Annotated in this window: 13 protein-coding genes, 1 tRNA gene and 1 pseudogene; 9 read left to right on the forward strand and 6 right to left on the reverse strand. The window is 67.3% G+C overall.

The window, feature by feature from the left end:
• The first annotated feature begins 87 nt into the window (after positions 1–87).
• The 3 genes from aceE to ACZK4S_RS08010 all read left to right on the forward strand — a co-directional run bounded on the left by aceE (position 88) and on the right by ACZK4S_RS08010 (position 5,601).
• Positions 88–2,847, forward strand: a complete 2,760-nt coding sequence (aceE, locus tag ACZK4S_RS08000) for a pyruvate dehydrogenase (acetyl-transferring), homodimeric type (protein WP_463643924.1) — start codon at positions 88–90, stop codon at positions 2,845–2,847.
• Positions 2,848–2,998: 151 nt separating this feature from the next.
• Positions 2,999–3,394, forward strand: coding sequence for a DUF3052 domain-containing protein (locus ACZK4S_RS08005; protein WP_076058662.1), 396 nt, complete (start codon positions 2,999–3,001; stop codon positions 3,392–3,394).
• Entirely contained in the window at positions 3,391–5,601 is a 2,211-nt protein-coding gene (locus tag ACZK4S_RS08010) for a 6-phosphofructokinase (protein WP_463643925.1), read from the forward strand. Before ACZK4S_RS08005 ends, ACZK4S_RS08010 begins: the two co-directional genes overlap by 4 nt.
• Here the strand turns inward: ACZK4S_RS08010 and ACZK4S_RS08015 are convergent.
• The gene (locus tag ACZK4S_RS08015; protein ID WP_463643926.1) at positions 5,576–6,562 is read right to left on the reverse strand and encodes a hypothetical protein; all 987 of its coding nucleotides are present in this window, start codon (positions 6,560–6,562) and stop codon (positions 5,576–5,578) included. The two genes, ACZK4S_RS08010 and ACZK4S_RS08015, sit on opposite strands and share 26 nt — an antisense overlap.
• 277 nt (positions 6,563–6,839) lie before the next feature.
• Here ACZK4S_RS08015 and ACZK4S_RS08020 point away from each other — a divergent pair, with 277 nt between their 5' ends.
• The 3 genes from ACZK4S_RS08020 to pdxT all read left to right on the forward strand — a co-directional run bounded on the left by ACZK4S_RS08020 (position 6,840) and on the right by pdxT (position 9,577).
• Positions 6,840–7,901, forward strand: a complete 1,062-nt coding sequence (locus ACZK4S_RS08020; RefSeq protein ID WP_463643927.1) for a hypothetical protein — start codon at positions 6,840–6,842, stop codon at positions 7,899–7,901.
• A 102-nt stretch (positions 7,902–8,003) separates the two neighbouring features.
• A complete protein-coding gene (gene pdxS / locus ACZK4S_RS08025; protein ID WP_463643928.1) occupies positions 8,004–8,900 on the forward strand; it encodes a pyridoxal 5'-phosphate synthase lyase subunit PdxS in 897 nt (298 codons plus the stop codon).
• A complete protein-coding gene (pdxT, locus tag ACZK4S_RS08030) occupies positions 8,897–9,577 on the forward strand; it encodes a pyridoxal 5'-phosphate synthase glutaminase subunit PdxT (RefSeq protein WP_076058672.1) in 681 nt (226 codons plus the stop codon). The genes pdxS and pdxT overlap by 4 nt, the downstream gene beginning before the upstream one ends.
• Before the next feature lie 35 nt (positions 9,578–9,612).
• On the opposite strand, the pseudogene lnt reads toward pdxT, so the two are convergent.
• From lnt to ACZK4S_RS08055, 5 genes and pseudogenes are all read right to left on the reverse strand, one after another.
• A pseudogene (lnt, locus tag ACZK4S_RS08035) lies at positions 9,613–10,956 on the reverse strand (apolipoprotein N-acyltransferase); the annotation flags it as partial.
• Positions 10,956–12,293, reverse strand: coding sequence for a Na+/H+ antiporter NhaA (gene nhaA, locus ACZK4S_RS08040; protein ID WP_076058675.1), 1,338 nt, complete (start codon positions 12,291–12,293; stop codon positions 10,956–10,958). The gene nhaA and the pseudogene lnt, both read right to left, overlap by 1 nt.
• Before the next feature lie 210 nt (positions 12,294–12,503).
• Positions 12,504–12,580, reverse strand: a tRNA-Val gene (locus ACZK4S_RS08045).
• Between the two features lie 58 nt (positions 12,581–12,638).
• A complete protein-coding gene (locus tag ACZK4S_RS08050; protein WP_463643929.1) occupies positions 12,639–13,415 on the reverse strand; it encodes a hypothetical protein in 777 nt (258 codons plus the stop codon).
• Positions 13,412–15,775, reverse strand: coding sequence for a D-glucuronyl C5-epimerase family protein (locus ACZK4S_RS08055; RefSeq protein WP_463643930.1), 2,364 nt, complete (start codon positions 15,773–15,775; stop codon positions 13,412–13,414). The genes ACZK4S_RS08050 and ACZK4S_RS08055 overlap by 4 nt, the downstream gene beginning before the upstream one ends.
• 169 nt (positions 15,776–15,944) lie before the next feature.
• Here ACZK4S_RS08055 and prfB point away from each other — a divergent pair, with 169 nt between their 5' ends.
• The 3 genes from prfB (at position 15,945) to ftsX (ending at position 18,761) form a co-directional block, all read left to right on the forward strand.
• Positions 15,945–17,057, forward strand: coding sequence for a peptide chain release factor 2 (gene prfB / locus ACZK4S_RS08060; protein WP_463643931.1), 1,113 nt, complete (start codon positions 15,945–15,947; stop codon positions 17,055–17,057).
• 97 nt (positions 17,058–17,154) lie between these two features.
• Complete coding sequence (gene ftsE / locus ACZK4S_RS08065) at positions 17,155–17,841, forward strand: cell division ATP-binding protein FtsE (RefSeq protein WP_076058684.1); 687 nt, start codon at positions 17,155–17,157, stop codon at positions 17,839–17,841.
• Positions 17,842–17,858: 17 nt separating this feature from the next.
• Positions 17,859–18,761, forward strand: coding sequence for a permease-like cell division protein FtsX (gene ftsX, locus ACZK4S_RS08070; protein ID WP_233120664.1), 903 nt, complete (start codon positions 17,859–17,861; stop codon positions 18,759–18,761).
• Positions 18,762–18,844 lie beyond the last annotated feature (83 nt).

Here is an 18,844-nt window from a genome sequence, read left to right on the forward strand (position 1 = left end):
GGGTGAATATCACAACCGCCGCTGCGCGGTAATGTTGAGCCATCGCGCCTCTGGCGCTTGACCTGCCGACATCGAGAGGAATACTTCGTGAGTCAGAACGAGGCCGGACCCATTCTCAATGGGCTGCCCACCAATCTGCCCGATATCGACCCCGCGGAGACCGCCGAATGGCTGGAGTCCCTCGACGGTGTGATCGACGCGGGCGGCCGCAACCGCGCCCGCTACGTGATGCTGAAGCTGTTGGAACGCGCGCGTGAGCGCCACATCGGCGTGCCGTCGTTGACCGGTACGGATTACGTCAACACCATCCCCGCCAGCCGCGAGCCCGCCTTCCCCGGCGACGAGAAGCTCGAGCGCGGCATCCGTCGTCTGCTCCGCTGGAACGCAGCCATCATGGTGCACCGCGCCCAGCGCCCGGGCGTGGGCGTCGGCGGCCACATCGCCTCCTACGCCTCGTCCGCCACCCTCTACGAAGTGGGCTTCAACCACTTCTTCCGCGGCAAGGACCACCCCGGCGGCGGCGACCAGATCTTCTTCCAGGGTCACGCATCGCCGGGCATGTACGCCCGCGCGTTCCTCGAGGGCCGTCTCGACGAGGACGACCTCGACGGCTTCCGCCAGGAGAAGAGCCACTTCGTCGACGGCGACCTGCGCGCCCTCCCCAGCTACCCGCACCCGCACCAGCTGCCGGACTTCTGGGAGTTCCCGACGGTGTCGATGGGCATCGGGCCCATCAACGCCATCTACCAGGCGCAGTTCAACCGCTACCTGCACAACCGCGGCATCAAGGACACCTCGGACCAGCGGGTCTGGGCGTTCCTCGGCGACGGCGAGATGGACGAGCCCGAATCGCGTGGCGCCCTCCAGATCGCTGCCAACGAGGAGCTCGACAACCTCACGTTCGTGGTCAACTGCAACCTGCAGCGACTCGACGGCCCGGTGCGCGGCAACGGCAAGATCGTCCAGGAACTCGAGGCCTTCTTCCGCGGCGCCGGCTGGAACGTCATCAAGCTCGTGTGGGGCCGCGGCTGGGACCCGCTGCTGGCCAACGACTCCGAGGGTGCGCTCGTCAACCTGATGAACGCCACCACCGACGGTGACTTCCAGACCTTCAAGGCCAACGACGGAGCCTACGTCCGCAAGCACTTCTTCGAGCGTGACCCGCGCACCGCGGCCATGGTCAAGGACTGGAGCGACGACGAGATCTGGCGCCTCTCGCGCGGTGGCCACGATTACACCAAGGTGTATTCCGCCTACAAGGCAGCCACCGAGTTCACCGGGGCACCGACGGTCATCCTCGCCCACACCATCAAGGGCTACTTCCTCGGCAAGCACTTCGCCGGCCGCAACGCGACGCACCAGATGAAGAAGCTCGCGCTCGACGACCTCAAGGGCTTCCGCGACCGCGTCGACGCCCCCATCACCGACGCGCAGCTCGAGGAGGACCCGTACCGTCCTCCGTACCTGCACCCCGGTCAGGACGACCCGCGCATCCAGTACCTCCAGGCCCGCCGTCGGGAACTGGGCGGGTACCTGCCCGAGCGTCGTGGGGACCGCAAGTTCATCTCGCTGCCGCCGGACAAGAGCTACGAATCGTCCCGCAAGGGTTCCGGCAACCAGCAGGTGGCCACCACCATGGCGTTCGTCCGTCTGTTGAAGGACCTCATGCGCGACAAGGAGTTCGCTCCCCGCGTCGTCCCGATCATCCCTGACGAGGCGCGCACCTTCGGCATGGACGCGTTCTTCCCGACCATCAAGATCTACAACCCGCACGGCCAGAACTACACGCCCGTCGACAACGAGCTGTTCCTGAGCTACCGCGAGGCCAAGAACGGCCAGATCCTGCACACGGGCATCAACGAGGCCGGCTCGGTCGCCGCCTTCACCGCCGCAGGGTCGTCCTACTCGACCCACGGCGAGCCCATGGTCCCGATCTACGTCTTCTACTCGATGTTCGGTTTCCAGCGCACCGGCGACGCCATCTGGGCAGCCGCTGACCAGCTGGCGCGCGGCTTCATGATCGGCGCCACCGCCGGGCGCACCACGCTGACCGGCGAGGGCACCCAGCACATGGACGGTCACTCCCCGGTCCTGGCCTCCACCAACACCTCGGTGGTCAGCTACGACCCGGCCTACGGCTACGAGATCGCCCACATCGTCAAGGACGGCTTGCGTCGCATGTACGGCGAGCAGCCGGAAGACGTCATGTACTACCTCACGGTGTACAACGAGCCCCTCGTGCAGCCCGCCGAGCCTGAGGGGGTCGAGGTGGAGGGCATCCTCCGCGGTATGTACCTCCTCAAGCCCGGCGACTTCGACGGCGTGGGCGAAGACGCACGTCGCGCTCAGATCCTCGCCTCGGGCGTCGGCGTGCCGTGGGCCCTCGAGGCCCAGGAACTCCTCAAGAAGGACTACGGGATCGTCGCCGACGTCTGGTCGGTCACCTCCTGGGGTGAGCTGCGTCGCGAGGGCCTCGAGTCCGAGGCGAAGAAGTTCACGGAGCCGTTCGCCGAGCACGAGAAGATCTGGGTCGAGCAGAAGCTCGAAGGCCGCCCCGGCCCCGTCGTGGCGGTCAGCGACTACATGCGCGCCGTGCCGGATCAGATCCGCCAGTGGGTACCGGGCAGCTACACCACGCTCGGAGCCGACGGGTTCGGGTTCTCCGACACGCGCGCGGCCGCCCGTCGTTTCTTCCACATCGACGGCCCGTCGGTCGCCGTGGCCGTCCTGCAGCAGCTCGCCCACCAGGGCGACATCCCGCAGGAATGGGCGAGTGAGGCGTACGACAAGTACCGCCTGGACGACGTCACCGCGGGCACCTCCGGCAACGCGGGTGGCGACTCCTGAGGTTGCCTGAGTAGCCGCAGAAAGGCGGGGCCGGTCGATCAGACCGGTCCCGCCTTTGCATCGCAACTGAGCCCCAAGTGAAATCCCGCGCCGCATCTGGCAGGCTTGGGGCGTGGATATCGCACAAGACAAGGACCCCACGCACGAAGGGATGGCTGGAGCAGACCTACTCGGGCTCGAACCCGGGATGGTCGTTCAGGAACTCGGCTGGGACGAGGACGTCGACGCCGACCTGCGTGACGACATCATGGACACCATTGATGCAGAGATGGTCGAAGACCCCCTCGAGGCAGTGGACGTCGCCATCCTGTGGTGGCGCGACGAGGACGGAGACGTGGCTGACGGCCTCGTCGACGCCATGACAGACCTCGGCGACGAGGGCTACATCTGGTTGCTCACCCCCAAGGTCGGACGCTCCGGCTTCATCGACGCGGCCTCTGTGGCCGAAGGAGTCACCATCGCCGGGCTCTCCCTCACCCGTACAGCGAACGTCGCATCTGATTGGCAGGCCACCAAGGTCGTGCGCCCCAAGGGCGGACGTCGATGACGGCCCGCATCGGCGTCATGACATCTGGCGGCGATGCGCAGGGCATGAATGCCGCAGTCCGCGCCATTGTGCGGGCGGGCATCCACGAAGAAGCTGAGGTCTTCGCGATCAAGGAGGGCTGGCAGGGCGCCATCGCAGGTGGCGCCCACATCACCCAGATGAGTTGGAGCGACGTCTCCGGCATCCTCCCGAAGGGCGGCACCGTCATCGGCACCGCCCGCTCCGTGGAATTCCGGACCCGCGACGGCCAGTTGAAGGCCGTCGAGAACCTGATCGAGCGGGGCATCGACAGGCTCATCGTCATCGGCGGCGACGGGTCGCTGACCGGCAGCCGGGCGCTGTGCCTGGCCTGGCCGCAGTACGTCGAGGAGTTGCGGGCGGCCGGGCGCATCAGCGCCGAGCAGGCGATGTCCCACCCACGGTTGCGGATCGCCGGCCTCGTCGGCTCGATCGACAACGACATGGTGGGCACCGACATGACGATCGGTACCGATTCCGCGATGCACCGCATCACGGAGGCGATCGACGCCATCAGCTCCACCGCGGAGTCGCACCGTCGCACCTTCGTCGTGGAAGTGATGGGCAGGCACTGCGGCTACCTGGCGCTCATGACCGCCATCGCCGGCGGCGCCGATTACACGTTCCTCCCCGAATCCCCGCCGCGTGCCGGGTGGGAGGACCGGATGACGGAGGTATTGGCCCGGGGCCGCGAAGCCGGGCGGCGCGACTCGATCATCGTCGTCGCCGAGGGCGCCGCAGACCGCGACGGTGTACGGATCACCGCGGAACGCGTCCAGGAAGTGCTGCGCGAGCGCACCGGCGAGGAGGCCCGCATCACCATCCTGGGCCACGTCCAGCGGGGCGGCACGCCGTCAGCGTACGACCGCTGGATGGCCACCGCGTGTGGCGTCGAGGCGGTCCGCCAGGTCCTGCTGGCCGAGGAGGACACGGAGCCGGTGCTCGTCGGCGTGCACCGAGACAAGGTGATCGCCGTCCCGCTGCTCAAGGCGGTGGAGGACACCCACCGAATCGGTGAGTTCATCGAGGCCGGGGAGTACGACTCCGCGGTCCGTTCCCGCGGCGTCGGGTTCACCACGATGATCGAGATCTACCGGGTGCTGACGGAGGCCCGGCCCACCGTCGAGATGGCGCCTGACGCCAAGCGCATCGCGATCATGCACGCCGGCGCGCTCGCGCCGGGAATGAACCAGCTGGCCAGGGTGGCGGTCCGCTCCGGCCTGGACCGTGGCTACCACATGCTCGCCGTCCAGGGTGGGGTCCCGGGCCTGGTCGGCGGCGACCTGCACGAGGTGTACTGGCACGACGTGGAGGGCATGGCCAACACCGGTGGCGCCGCCTTCGGAACGCGCCGCTACGTGCCCACCGAGACAGACCTCTACGCCATGGCCCGTTCGCTCGAGGAGCACCGCGTCGACGCCCTGCTGGTCATGGGCGGTTTCCACGCCTACGCCACCGTCGACATGATGGAACGCGAACGCAAGCGCTATCCCGCCTTCAACATCCCCATTGCGCTGTTGCCGGCCAGCATCGACAACAACCTGCCCTCTTGGCCCATGGCGGTGGGCGCCGACACCGCGCTCAACACTGTCGTCGACTCCATCGACATGGTGCGCATGTCGGCATCCGCCAGCAAGCGCGCGTTCGTCGTCGAGACGATGGGCCGGGGTTGTGGCTTCCTGCCCCTCGTGGGCGGCATCGCCGGGGGCGCTGAGAAGGCGTACCTGCCCGAAACGGGCCTGACGCTGGAGCAGTTGGCCACCGACGTGGAGGCGCTCGTCGACGCGTTCGAGTCCGGACGCTCGTTCTACCTCGCCGTGATGGGCGAGGAAGCCAGCGAGCACTACACCTCAGATGTCGTGGCTCGGCTCTTCGAGGCCGAAGGCAAGGGGCTCTACTCCGTGCGGCAGGCGGTCATCGGGCACGTGCAGCAGGGCGGTAGCCCGACGCCGTTCGACAGGATCAACGCCACGCGGCTGGCCTATACAGCGGTGTCCAACGTCGACGAGCAACTCAGGGCCGGCCAGGCGAACTATGTCGCGGCGTCGAGCTCGGCCCCGGGGCTGTTGGCCCCGCTGCGCACCGTGACCGATGGGATGGACTGGGACGCTCAGCGCCCGCGGGAGCAGTGGTGGATGGCGTTGCGGCCCGTCTTCGACCAGCTCAGCCGTCGGCCTGGCCAGGAGTGAGCGCGCACTGATTCACCGAGATCCCGAAGCTCTCAGCGGCCGCACACTCCATGGTGACCAGCTGCGAGAGCGCGGGCGAATCCTCCGGGACGGTGGAGGGGATGGTGTCGCGGAACACGAGCGTGGTGCCGTCGTCGAGTTGCAACATGGTGAACTCCACCCGGTTGGACACCCCGTCGCTGGCGCGGGTGCCGGTGAAGTTGCAGGAGACGCCCTGGCCCTGGCCGGTCAGAGGGACGGTGACCGGTAGCCCCTCGGCGACGCCAGTGAACAGCTGCCGGTGGTCGCTGATGAGCTCCAGACAGGCCTCGTCGAGCGATCCGGTGACATTGGTGAGGCTGACAGCCTGGATCCGCACGTCCGTGGTCAGTTCACGGATGCGGACGAGGCGCCTCTCGTCCTGCACCACTTCGTCTGCGTAGAGCTGCCAACCGGGGGGCATGTCGAGGACGGTGCCGTTGAGTTCGAGCCGGACGCCCCCAGGGGTCGACGACACCGGGCTGGGCTCCTCCTCCGGTCCCGTCGGGAGCTGGGGGCTCTCCGCCGCCGCGGGGGCGGCGGTGGTCGTGTCAGCGGCCGGTGTGGGGCTGGGATCGCCGTCAGCGGGCGTCTGCGGTGCTTCGTTCGGCGCCACCGAAGGTTCCTCGGACTGCGTGGCGCTGGGTGTGCGCTGCTCGGAGTTCGAACTGACCGGGGCTGGCAGGGCGGTCGTGCCGCCGTCGCCACGCTCGCCGAAGACGAGCCACAACACGCCGACGACCGCGGCGATCACCAGCGGGAGGATCGCGACGGTGAACCACGCCCGGCGCGTGTCGCCGTCGCGGCCGTCATCCTGGGGCACGATCCCCCGGCGGGGGGTGCCCGGCCTGGGGGACGGCCGCGGGGGCGGCGACGGTTGCCGTTGTGGTGCGGGGACCGCCTCTTCGGGAGGAAGGCCACGACGTCCATACGGGTTGGCCATGCCACCTCCTCAAGTCCAGCGCGGGCTCCAATGTACTTCTCTTACGCGCTGGACTCCATCTGTCGTTGCGACGCGGCAAGTTCTGCATTGATCAGAAAAGATGATCACGGCCAGGTCTTAGGCCCATTTTCACTCCGGTGCTGGAGTTCAGCGAGATGATGAAGCGTTGAAAGCGGGCACCGAACAGCGCCTGCGCGAGTCGGTGCGGTCGCAGACTGTCCGCTAGAGGGGGAGGCGCGTCATGTCAGGCGCCATTGGAGAAGAATCACAGGGTCCCATGGGCAACGAACCACCGCGTCTTGACTTCCTACCACCGCAGGTGGAAGTTCCGCAGCAGGCTCAGTTCTGGACTCCGCCAGCGTCGGAAACGCCTCCCCCCGGACCGCGGCGCCACCGTTCCCTTGCCTTCAAAGTCGCGGTCGTTTGTTTGGTGACTGTGCTCGCAGGCATTGCCGGTGGTGGGTTCTGGTACGCGCAGCAGGTCGCCGCCGATCATCAAGCGATAGCTGCCGCCGAAGAGCGGATCGACAACATCGGCTTGGTGACCCACCGATCGGAGCGGAAGATTGCACGGGCCCAGGAAGCGTTCGACAAGTTGGAGCCTGAACTGCAAAGGAAGATCAAAAACCTCGACGTACTCGAGCAGGCAGTGGTGCAGCTGCGCGTGGCGCAGTTGGAACGGGAGCGCAGCGACGCCGAGTTGGAGGCGGTTTCAGGCGTGCAAGAGATGGTCGACCGGGCGCTCAGCGCCGAGAATTGTTACACACTCAAGGTTGCGCTAACCGAAATCGAGGGTCTCGTCGTTACCCGAAGAGCGCTGATTCAGCGTGTCGATGAGTTGGCTCTTCTGGCGGACAAGTGCGATCAAGACCGGGCGGCCGCAATGCAGAGGGTCGAATCCGCTCAAGCAGCAGCGGAACAGGCGCGTGCCGATGAAGAACGCAGGGAGAACGCTATTCGTCTGGAAGGCGGTTGGTGGGAGGAGCAGGACGGGAGCAGCAGCGGATGCGAATTGTTCGTGACGCCAGCTTTTACGAACATCTCCTCGAAGACGATGAACTATGTGTGGTTCTCAGTGTCTTTCTACAACCAGCTAGAGGATGTCGAATCGGACGTCGCAGGTGAAACAAGACACGAGTTGCGCATCGTGGGGCCTATCGCACCGGGGCAAAGGTACTCCGAGAGTGACTATGGGTACACGTTGGAGTACGGCTGTGGAGATATCGAACACCTCCTCGTCCAGGGTGCGACAGTGGAATATGCCGACGGGACCCGGGACACCATCAAGCAGCATGAGATTCGGTGCTCGAAGAGTTACAGCAACCTCTGTGAGGGGTGAACTTTCGCGCCTGCCTAATGCAATGTCGACCCAACTGGCCCATTCCAACTGGTGAGAACTGGATCTGGACTGGGCCAGCTCCGGAGCGCGACGATTGCCACCATGACCGAAAACCTGACCACCGAAGACCGCGCCGTCGTCAACAAGGGCCTCGCCGAAATGCTGAAGGGCGGCGTCATCATGGATGTCGTCACCCCGGAGCAGGCGCGCATCGCGGAAGACGCCGGCGCCGTCGCCGTCATGGCGCTGGAGCGCGTACCCGCCGACATCCGCGCGCAGGGGGGCGTGGCCCGTATGAGCGACCCGGACCTCATCTCCGGCATCATCAACGCCGTGTCCATCCCCGTGATGGCCAAGGCCCGCATCGGGCACTTCGTGGAGGCCCAGGTGCTGCAGAGCCTCGGTGTCGACTACATCGACGAGTCAGAGGTGCTCTCGCCGGCTGACTACGTGCACCACATCGACAAGTCGCGCTTCGCCGTGCCGTTCGTCTGTGGCGCCACCAACCTGGGGGAGGCGCTGCGTCGGATCACCGAGGGTGCCTCGATGATCCGTAGCAAGGGCGAGGCCGGCACCGGCGACGTCTCTGAGGCCATGAAGCACCTGCGCACCATCAAGGGCCAGATCCGGGAGCTCGGCGCCAAGTCCGAGGATGAGCTGTTCGTCGCCGCCAAGGAACTGGCAGCACCGTTCGAGCTGGTCCGCAGCGTGGCGCGCGCCGGCAAGCTGCCCGTCGTGCTGTTCGTCGCCGGTGGGGTGGCCACTCCGGCGGACGCCGCCATGATGATGCAGCTGGGCGCCGACGGTGTGTTCGTCGGCTCCGGCATCTTCAAGTCCGGCAACCCTGAGAAGCGGGCCCAGGCCATCGTCGCCGCCACGGCGAACTTCGACGATCCCGCGGCCATCGCGGAAGCCTCCCGGGGGCTGGGTGAGGCCATGGTCGGCATCAACGTTTCCGACCTCGCCGCGCCGCACCGCCTCGCGGAGCGCGGCTGGTGATCGTCGGTGTCGTCGCCCTTCAAGGCGCAGTGCGGGAGCACGTCGAGCTGATCGAACGGCTCGGCGCCTCCGCCGTGCGCGTGCGCACGCTGTCGGATCTGGACACCGTCGGGGCGCTGGTCCTGCCCGGGGGGGAGTCGACAGCCATGGCGCGGCTGGCCCGTCCCTCGGGGCTGCTCAGCGCCATCAGGCGACGCGTCGACGACGGCCTGCCCGTCCTCGGAACGTGCGCCGGACTGATCCTCCTGGCGGACCGGGTGGCAGATCCCGAAGCCCTGGCAGGGTTGCCGACGGTGGGTGGCCTGGACGTGACGGTCCGACGCAACGCCTACGGTGCCCAACTTGCCTCAGGCGTGGCGGACCTGGATCTCCGGGGCGGTGCCACGGCGCGCGGGGTGTTCATCCGCGCGCCGCGCATCGAGGAGACCGGGCCCGACGTTGAGGTGGTCGCCGCCAGGGACGGCGAGCCGGTCGCGGTGCGTCAAGGCACCATCATCGCCGCGACCTATCACCCGGAACTGGCGGGGGACACCTTCCTCCACGCCCTGCTCCTCGGCGCGATGGCCACCCCGAGCAGCCACAGGACGGCCAATGAGGTCACCACGAGGTCGAGCGGACCGGCCAGCCACGAGGCCGGGGTGGTCCCCCTGCGCACGGGGAGGCTCTCCACCCCGTAGGCGGCGCCCGGGCCGGTCTCCCGTGATGTCACCCGGCCATAGGGGTCGATCACCCCTGAGACGCCACTGGTGGTGACCACCAGCACCTCGCGCCTCAACTCAGCCGCCCGGGCCCGCGTGATCGCGAACTGCTGCTCGATCTGGGCCGTGCCCTGGTACATCGCGTTGCTGCTCTGCACCACGAGGAGATCTGCGCCGGCCAGGTCGTGGGCCACGTCGTCGAACGCGACGTCGAAGCACACGAGCACCCCCAGGGTCACCGTCGTGCCGTCCGCAAGGCGGACGTCCAGCAGCCCTGGTTCCGCCCCCGCCACGGACTGCCTACCGACGTAGCGGAGGTCGGGGATGAGGGGGAGGAGCACGTCGCGGAAGGGGATCCATTCACCGAACGGGACGATGGACCGCTTGACGTAGGTGGGGCCGACCTCCCCGTCGGGGGTCGTCCAGAGGCTCGCGGTGCGCCGCTGGTCGGCGCCCGGCCCGTCGAGGATCGCGCCCACGAGGATGGGCTTCCCGACGGTGGCGAGCGCGGTCTCGACCAGCCTGCCGGTCTCGGGGTCAGTGCCCGGATCGAGGTCGGTGGAGTTCTCGGGCCACACGATGAAATCCGGCCGGCTCTCGCTGCCTGCCGCGATCGCGGCGGCGAGGTCCGTCGTGGCCTCGACATGGTTGCTCGTGGTGCTCCTCAGCGGACCCAACCCGTACACGCCACCCCCAGGGGCGCCGCCCTGCACCCAACCGACCTCGGCAATGCGATCGGCGGGTGCCGGTGGCACCGCGCCGCCCAGTGCCGCCGCAGTCGCGACGAGCGCGACTCCCACCACGACGGGGACGAGGCGGCGCCAGGATCGTCCGACCACGAGCCAGGCGGCGAGGTTGGCGAGCAGAGCGGCGGCAAGGCTCGTTCCCGCGACGCCGACGACGGGGAGCAGACCCGCCAGTGGCGAGTCGATCATCGCGTAGCCCAGCCGCAGCCAGCCGAAGCCGCCGAACGGGAAGTGGGCGGCCCCATACTCCACGGCGAGCCAAGCGCCCGAGGCGAGCAGCGGCCACCACCGGCTGCGGTTGGCGACGTGGAGCAGGGCGCCGAGGCCGCTGTACCAGGAGGCCGTGAGCAGGACGAGCCCGACGGCGGCCGCGTCGCTGATGACGGACATCCAGGCGAGGGCCGGTCCGGCCAGGCCGAACCCGAAAGCGGATCCCACCACCATGGCCTGCGGGAAGGTGCGGGCCCGACGCACCGTGACACCGAGCACGAACACTCCCAGGATGGACAGCGGCCACCACCCGAGCGGCTCAAAGCCTGCTCCGGTGGTGACTCCCGCCACCCCCGCGATGGCGGCGAGGAGGGCGGCCCGGCCTGGGAATCTCCGCGTCATCAGGTGATGTCTTCTGGTCCCGTTTGGTAGACGTCGGGCACGCCGTCGCGGTCCGCGTCCCTCTGGTCGCGGGCCTGGATCCTCTTGTACCGGCCGTTGCGCACGCTGAGAAGGATAGAGGCCAGAATCGCGGCGATGACGGAGGCGCCGAGGACGGCCACCTTGGCGGTGTCGTGTTCGACGGTGCCCGCCTCGAAACTCAGCTCCGCGACCAACAGGGACACGGTGAAACCGATGCCGGCCAGCAACCCCACCCCGATCAGGTCGGTCCATCGGAGCGCCGGGTCCAGGTTGGTCCGCGTGGCCCGCGTGATGAGCCAGGTCGTCGTCACGATGCCGATGGGCTTGCCCAACACCAGGGCGGCCGCAACTCCGAGCGTCAGCGGGTGCATGGCGGCCTCCCTGATGCCGTCCCAGCCGCCGAGCGCCACCCCTGCCGAGAAGAACGCGAACACGGGCACCGCGAAGCCTGCGGACAGGGGGCGGAAGCGGTGTTCGAACTCCTCGGCGAGGCCGGCGCGCGATTGCACCTCGGGCGGTGCGCTGCTGCGGTGCAGCACCGGGATGGTGAAGCCGAGCAGGACGCCGGCGATGGTCGCGTGGATGCCGGAGGCATGCATCAGTGCCCAGGCGACGGCTCCGATGGGCAGCAGGACGAACCAGGCAGCGGCTGGTCGCAGCCCGAAGAACCCCCGGTAGCGCTGCGCGACCAACCCGTAGACAGCGATGGCGAGCAGCGCGAGCAGCAGCGGCACGAAGTGGACGCTGTCGGTGTAGAAGATCGCGATGATGCTGATGGCCAGGAGGTCGTCGACCACTGCGAGCGTCAGGAGGAAGATCCGCAGGGCAGAGGGCAGGTGCGATCCGATGATCGCCAGCACCGCCACAGCGAACGCGATGTCCGTTGCCGTGGGGATGGCCCAACCGTGGTGGAGCCCCGGATAAGGACGCACGATCGCCGCGTAGATGAGTGCCGGCACAACCACGCCGCCGACAGCCGCCGCGATCGGCACCATGGCCGTACGGACGCTGCGCAGGTCGCCGGCCACGAACTCGCGTTTCAACTCGAGCCCGACCAGGAAGAAGAAGATGGCCAGCAGCCCGTCGGCGGCCCACGCGCCGATGCTGAGGCGCAGGTGCCAGGGTTCGTAGCCGATCTCCAAGTCACGCAGCGCGAAGTAATACTCCGCGGCGGGCGAGTTGGCCCAGATGATGGCAAGGGCGGCGCCTGCAACGAGCAGGATGCCGCCGACGGTCTCCTTGCGGAGGACCGCGCCGATGCGCAGCGCCTCGGTGAAGGAGCCGTAACGGGGGAAGAAGCGTCGGGTGTTGTCCATGGGGGTGTCTCTCGGTCGGATCGCCAGGAAAGCATCGCCCGACCGGCCCGCAAGGGGCGATCGGGACTAGGGGGCGGCCACCGGAGTCACGCCGGAGAGCATGGGTCCCCAGGACGAGACATAGCCGTTCGTGCCGGAATGCCGCATCGTCCACCGGGTGATGGAGAAGTCTGTGGCATTCATCGCTCAACCTCGTCTCGGTGTCGGGGATGGTGGGCGCAGAGGGACTCGAACCCCCGACTCCCTGCTTGTAAGGCAGGTGCTCTAACCAACTGAGCTATGCGCCCGAAACGCCGAACGGCGACCCCTATTGTGACAGGCGATCGCGTTCGGCGCACACCGGGTTCACCGCGCGCAGAACGCGAGGTGCTTGGTGACCAGGTCCTGCGGGGCGCCGTTGTCACGGGCCCACTGGCAGATCTGCCAGTTCGCGCTGCTGCGCACGGCCAGCCGCCAGGTGCTGCCGGAGAGCCGGTAGAACGCGGTGGACATGAAGCGGTAGCCGTCGGGCAACACCACGGGGAAGTCCACGGCCGCCCAGGTGGCGTTCTGTGCAGACTTCGTGCAGCCCTGCAGCACGGTGGTGGGGATCTTCACATCGGCCCGCAGCTGGGCCTGGGACACCACGCACGGCACCGGGGTGACGTGCACGATGTTGTTGAACACATACTTGTTGACCGTCTGGTACTGCCCGGTGGAGCCCTTCTCGATCACGGTGGCCATGAGCTGGGAGCGGCAGCCCCCGGAACCCGTCCAGGCGGTGTCGCACTCGGTGCGCCACCGTCGACCGTTGACCGTGTGGTCGCCGGGGGTGACCAGTGGGTTCATGAAGGACCACGAGGCCCGCGGGCTGGATTTGTAGGTGAGGTTGTTGAACACCCATCCCCGCTGCTCGACGTAGCGGCTCCCGCTGAACGTCACGGTCGTGGCCTGGATCTCCGTGCGGCACCGCTCGACGGTGGTGGAGTACATGGAGCAGTCCGTGCGCCACAGTCGGCCGTTGACGTTGTGCGTCCCCTCCGTCGTGTACACGTCGACGTCGGCCGCAGCGGGAGTGGGAACCACGACGCCCAGCAACGCGACGACGGCGGCCACCAGGATGGTGCCGAGGCGCCGCATCACTTCGCCGGCTTCGCGAGTTCGTCGAGCATCTCGAGTTCCTCGTAGGGCAGACCGGTGAACTGGTCGACGAGCGGGTACTCGTAGGCCTCGTCGATGACGCTCTCGATGCTCATGGTGCTCGTGCCCACCCTGGAAGTGGTGGTGGTAGTGGGCTTGGGCACCGTGTGGTGCACGGAGGGCGCCATGGGCGCCCAGCGCTGGGCGTACTCGAGCAGGTACCCGTGCTGCGGGAAGGCGCGGTAGAGCGCCATCAGTTCACCGACGTGGGTCTCGTGGTAGCCGAGGTGGATGTTGCGGCCGGTGAACCGCTCCGGGATCACGATGTCGACGCGCTCCGCAGTCAGGTCGACCGTGGCGAAATCCTGCCAGCGACCGTTGTAGTGGGCCTGGACCGTGGCCCTGCCCGAACCAGTCAGCGACAGGATGTTCTCCGGCGTGCGGTAGACCTTCAGGTCGTAGGCGGGCTTCAGGGACGAGCCGATGGTCTGCTGCGAGCTGAGCTGCACGTCGTCGAGGAGGAAGACGGTGTCGTCGCGGTTGTAGGGGCTCACCATGAACTGCACCCGCAGATTGCAGCCGGCCTTGGGGGCGTTGAAGCCGAAGGTGTAGTCGGCCCACTGCCCGCTGCCGCGCAGCACGTTCTCGTAGTGGAGCTTCACGTCCGCGCCGCACTGCTCGTACAGCGCGATGCGACCTGAGGCCCCCGCCTTGCCGCTGGGGTAGGAGATGGAGGCGCGCATGGTCAGCGTCATGTGCTTGCCGGCGACGTCCTGCAGCCAGCTCGAGGGAATGCCCTTGTCCGGGTTCTCGGCCCAACCGAACTCCAGGCCCTGCCAGGCGTTGCCGCCCGAGCGGATGCGGTAGTAGCCGCCCGTGGGCCCTGAGTAGGTGGAACTTCCGAGCCTTGTCCAGCCCTCGGGCATGCCGTCCTTCACCGTGGCGAAGGTGCCGTTGACGAGGTAGGCGTCGCGGTCCCAGGTGTCCGAGGTGCGGGGGAGCGTGACCGCCTTGTTATTCAGGGCGGCGGAGGTCACCTTCAACGTCGACGGGCCATTGACCCGCAGCGGTGCGGCGGGATAGCCCCGCACGGCGTCGTAACTGGTCAGCGTGCCGCCGTCGATGTCCACCTCGTGCACGTTGAGCATGGGCTCCAACGTGCTGAGGGCCTCGTCGACGAGGGCCTTGATCTCAGCCGGCTGGCTGACGGGGGTGCGGCCGGCGGACTGCTCGGCGACCATGCGCCGGTGCCACAGGTTGAGCCCGATGAGGGCCTCCAAATGGCCGTTGAGCACGGTGGTGGGCAGCGGCTGGCCGTTCTTGGTGGTGGGGTATTCCTCGAACCAGAGGAAACCGTGCTCGGTGTCGCGGTTGAGGATGCCGCCGGGTTCCGACACCGGCACCTCGAAGCTGCGGAACGTCTCCGCGCCGCGGGTGAGCCACGAGCGGTCACCGGTCAGGTCGGTCAGCAGGGTGAACGTGGTGAGGACGCCACCCTGCGCGAGGCCGGAATGCCACGGCGCCGTCAGGTCGTCCGTGGTGGGGTTGGCGCTGAAGCGGAACATGTACGGGAACCAGCGCACGATCTCACCGGCGGCGTTCCTGGTGGTTTCCGATCCGTTCATGAGGTGACCCGCAGCGAGCAGCGCCAGGCACTTCTGGTCCTCGCGCGCCTTGGCCGTCGTCGCGTCGTTGCTGGCCCTGGAGGTGTTCCTGATGAAGTTGCTGATCGAGGTCGGGTTGTACATGTCGACGGGGGTGTAGGGCGCCTTGATGACGTAGGGGCGACCCGTGTCCGTAAGCGCGAAACCGGCCGGCAGCGGGGCGGCGTTGCAGAAGGTGGGCTTGGGCGGCACGGTCGGCGGGGGCGCGACGCTGAAGCGCACGATGTTGTTGAACACCCATTGGTTGGACTGCTCGTAGGTGCGCGGGGTCATGGTCTTGACCCCGTAGACGGTGGTCAGGATGTAGCTGCGGCACGCGTTGTTGCCGGTCTGTGCGGTGTCGCACTCCGTGCGCCACTGCCGCCCGTCGATGACGTAGTCGCCGGCTTCCCCGAGGGGGTTGCCCTTCCAATTGGAGCGGGGGCTGGGCTTGTACGTGAGGTTGTTGAACGCCCAGTCGGTGACCTCCACGAACTGGCCGGCCTCGACCTTCACCACCGTCGCCTTGATCTCGGCTCGGCAGCGGTCAACCGTCGAGGAGTAGGGCTCGCAGCTGGTGCGCCATTCGCGTCCGTTGAGGAGGTGGATGCCGGGCGTGGTGTAGACATCCACCTCTGCGGCCGCTTCGGTCTGTGGCAGTGCCACGATGCCCAACGTCGCCGTCAGCAACGCCGCAAGTCCTGCGCCGATCCGTTTCATCAAGTCTCGTCCTTCATCGTGTTGTCACTGTCAGGCCGTCGGCTGCGACAATAACCGCTGGTCAGGGGCGTGCCCAAACATTGCCTCCAGTCTTACCTGAGCTTGGGCCGGCTCCCGGCAAACACGCTGGACAGCGCGAAACCAGCGCCGCGGGGTAGAATGATCGATTGTGGCTAATGATGATCTCTCCTCCCGCCTTGCCGACCTCGGCCATTCCCTCGATTCCATCGAGGCCGTCGCGGACCTTGACAAGGTCCGCGCCGAGATCGCCGAACTCGAGGAGCAGGTGGCGGCCCCAGACCTCTGGGACAATCAGGAGAACGCACAGCGGGTGACCAGCCAGCTCTCCGCGAAGCAGGGCGAGGTGGACCGGCTCGTCGGTCTCCGCTCGCGTCTCGACGACGCGGAACTGATGCTCGAGTTGGCCGAGGCGGAGGGCGACGCCGACACCACCGCAGAGGTCCTCCGCGAACTGGACAAGCTCGGCAAGGACATCGAGGCCCTCGAGGTCCGCACCCTGCTCTCTGGAGACTACGACCCGCGTGACGCCCTGATCACCATCCGTGCCGAGGCCGGTGGCGTCGACGCCGCAGACTTCGCCGAGATGCTCATGCGGATGTACCTGCGCTGGGCGGATCGCCACGGGTACCCCACCGAGATCTACGACACGTCCTACGCCGAGGAGGCGGGGCTCAAGTCGGCCACCTTCGCCATCAAGGCGCCCTTCGCCTACGGCACGCTGTCGGTCGAACAGGGCACCCATCGGCTCGTGCGCATCTCACCCTTCGACAACCAGGGCCGCCGTCAGACCTCCTTCGCCGGCGTGGAGGTGCTCCCCGTCACGGAGGAGACCGACTCGATCGACATTCCCGAGGCGGATCTGCGCATCGACGTCTTCCGCTCGTCGGGCCCCGGTGGGCAGTCGGTCAACACCACGGACTCCGCCGTCCGCATCACGCACCTCCCCACGGGGATCGTCGTGAGCTGCCAGAACGAGAAGTCGCAGCTGCAGAACAAGGCCGCCGCGTTGCGGGTCCTCCAGTCTCGCCTCCTGGAGCGGGTGCGTCAGGAGCGCGAGAAGGAGATGAACGCGCTCAAGGGCGACGGCGGCAACTCCTGGGGTGCGCAGATGCGTTCCTACGTCATGAACCCGTACCAGATGGTCAAGGACCTGCGTACTGAGCACGAAGTGGGCAACCCGGAGGCAGTCTTCGACGGCGACATCGACGGCTTCATCGACGCCGGCATCCGCTGGCGCAAGCAGGCCGAGATGGGCGCCTGACCCACGGCGTGTCGCTGGGCAGTGGGGAGCCCAGCTCACCTAGACTCGTTCGCGCTGAGAGTTTCTCAGCTTCTTCCCCAACCGCCGGAGTGCCCCTGTGATCACGTTCGAGGACGTCACGAAGTTCTATCCAGGACAGCAACGTGCTGCCCTGAGGAACGTCAACCTCGAGATCGCCCGGGGAGAGTTCGTCTTCCTCGTCGGGCAGTCGGGTTCGGGCAAGTCGACCTTCCTGCGACTCATCCTCCGCGAGTACCGCCCGACGAAGGGCACCCTGTACGTCGCGGGGAAGAACCTCAGCACGCTCGCACAGTGGAAGGTCCCCGGGCTCCGTCGCCAGATCGGCACGGTCTTCCAGGACTTCAGGCTGCTCCCCGGCAAGACCGTCTATGAGAACGTGGCGTTCGCGCTGCAGGTCATCGGGCGCCCCGGCCGGGAGATCCGCCGCGTCGTCCCGGACACCCTCGAGATGGTCGGCCTCGCCGGCAAGGAGGACCGGCCCTGCGAGGAACTCTCCGGTGGCGAGCAGCAGCGCGTCGCCATCGCCCGCGCCTTTGTGAACCGCCCGAAGATCCTCATCGCCGACGAACCCACGGGCAACCTCGATCCCGAAACCTCGGTGGGCATCATGAAACTGCTCGATCGGATCAACCGGGTCGACACCACCGTCATCATGGCCACCCACGATTCGTCCATCGTCGACCAGATGCGTCGCCGGGTCCTGGAACTGCGCGACGGGGAACTCGTCCGCGACCAGGCCAAGGGCATCTACGGCTCGGCGTAGGGGAGAGTTCACACATCATGCGGCATTCACTTCGCGAAACCTGGTCCGGTCTCAAGCGCAACATCGCCATGACGATCGCGGTTGTCGTCACCATGTCCGTCTCACTGGCACTCCTCGGGGCGGGCCTCCTGACGTCGATGGAAGTCGACCTCACCAAGCGCACCCTCTACGACAAGATCACCGTCCAGGTGTTCCTCTGCACCCCTGACACCCAGGGCGGCCGCTGCGAGCCCGGCAAGGGCGCCACCGACGCGCAGCGCGACTCCATCCAGCAGACGCTGGAGGCCAACCCGGAGGTTTCCGAGGTGGTCTACGAGTCCAAGGAAGTGGCGCTGGCTGAGTTCCAGCGCGTCTTCAGGGACTCGCCGGCCGTCAACTCCCGCACCGTGGAGGACATGCAGGACTCCTTCCGCGTGAAGCTCAGCAACCCGGAGAACTACGCCGGCGTGTCCAGCGAGGCCCGCGGGCTCCAGGGCGTGCAGGCGGTGCAGGACCAGAACTCCATCCTGGAGCCCATCTTCAAGTGGTTCGGGGCCCTGCAGTGGGCCACGATCACCATGAGTCTGCTGCTCCTGCTGGCGGCTGCGTTGCAGATCGTCAACACCATCCGCATGGCCGCGTTCTCGCGGCGGCGCGAGATGGGCATCATGCGCCTGGTCGGCGCGTCGAACATCTATATCCTCCTGCCGTTCCTCCTGGAGGCGCTGGTCGCCGCCCTCATCGGTGTCGTCATCGCCGCGGCAACCCTCACGCTGGGGTACTGGTTCATCATCGACCAGAACGCCCGAACCTCAATCGCCGCTTTACCCTGGATTGGCTGGGGAGAGCTGGCGGCTGCCATTGTGTCCATTGCAGCGGTAGGTGTTGGCCTCGCCATCATCCCGACGCTGCTCGCAACCAGAAGATATCTGCGTATCTGATAAGGAGACGAGCGTGAACCGGGACCTTCCCCCCCAGCCCGCAGTTCGCACATGGATCCCAGGTCTGTCCCGTGGCATCGTCG

It is taken from the genome of Tessaracoccus zhenghani (assembly GCF_055326325.1).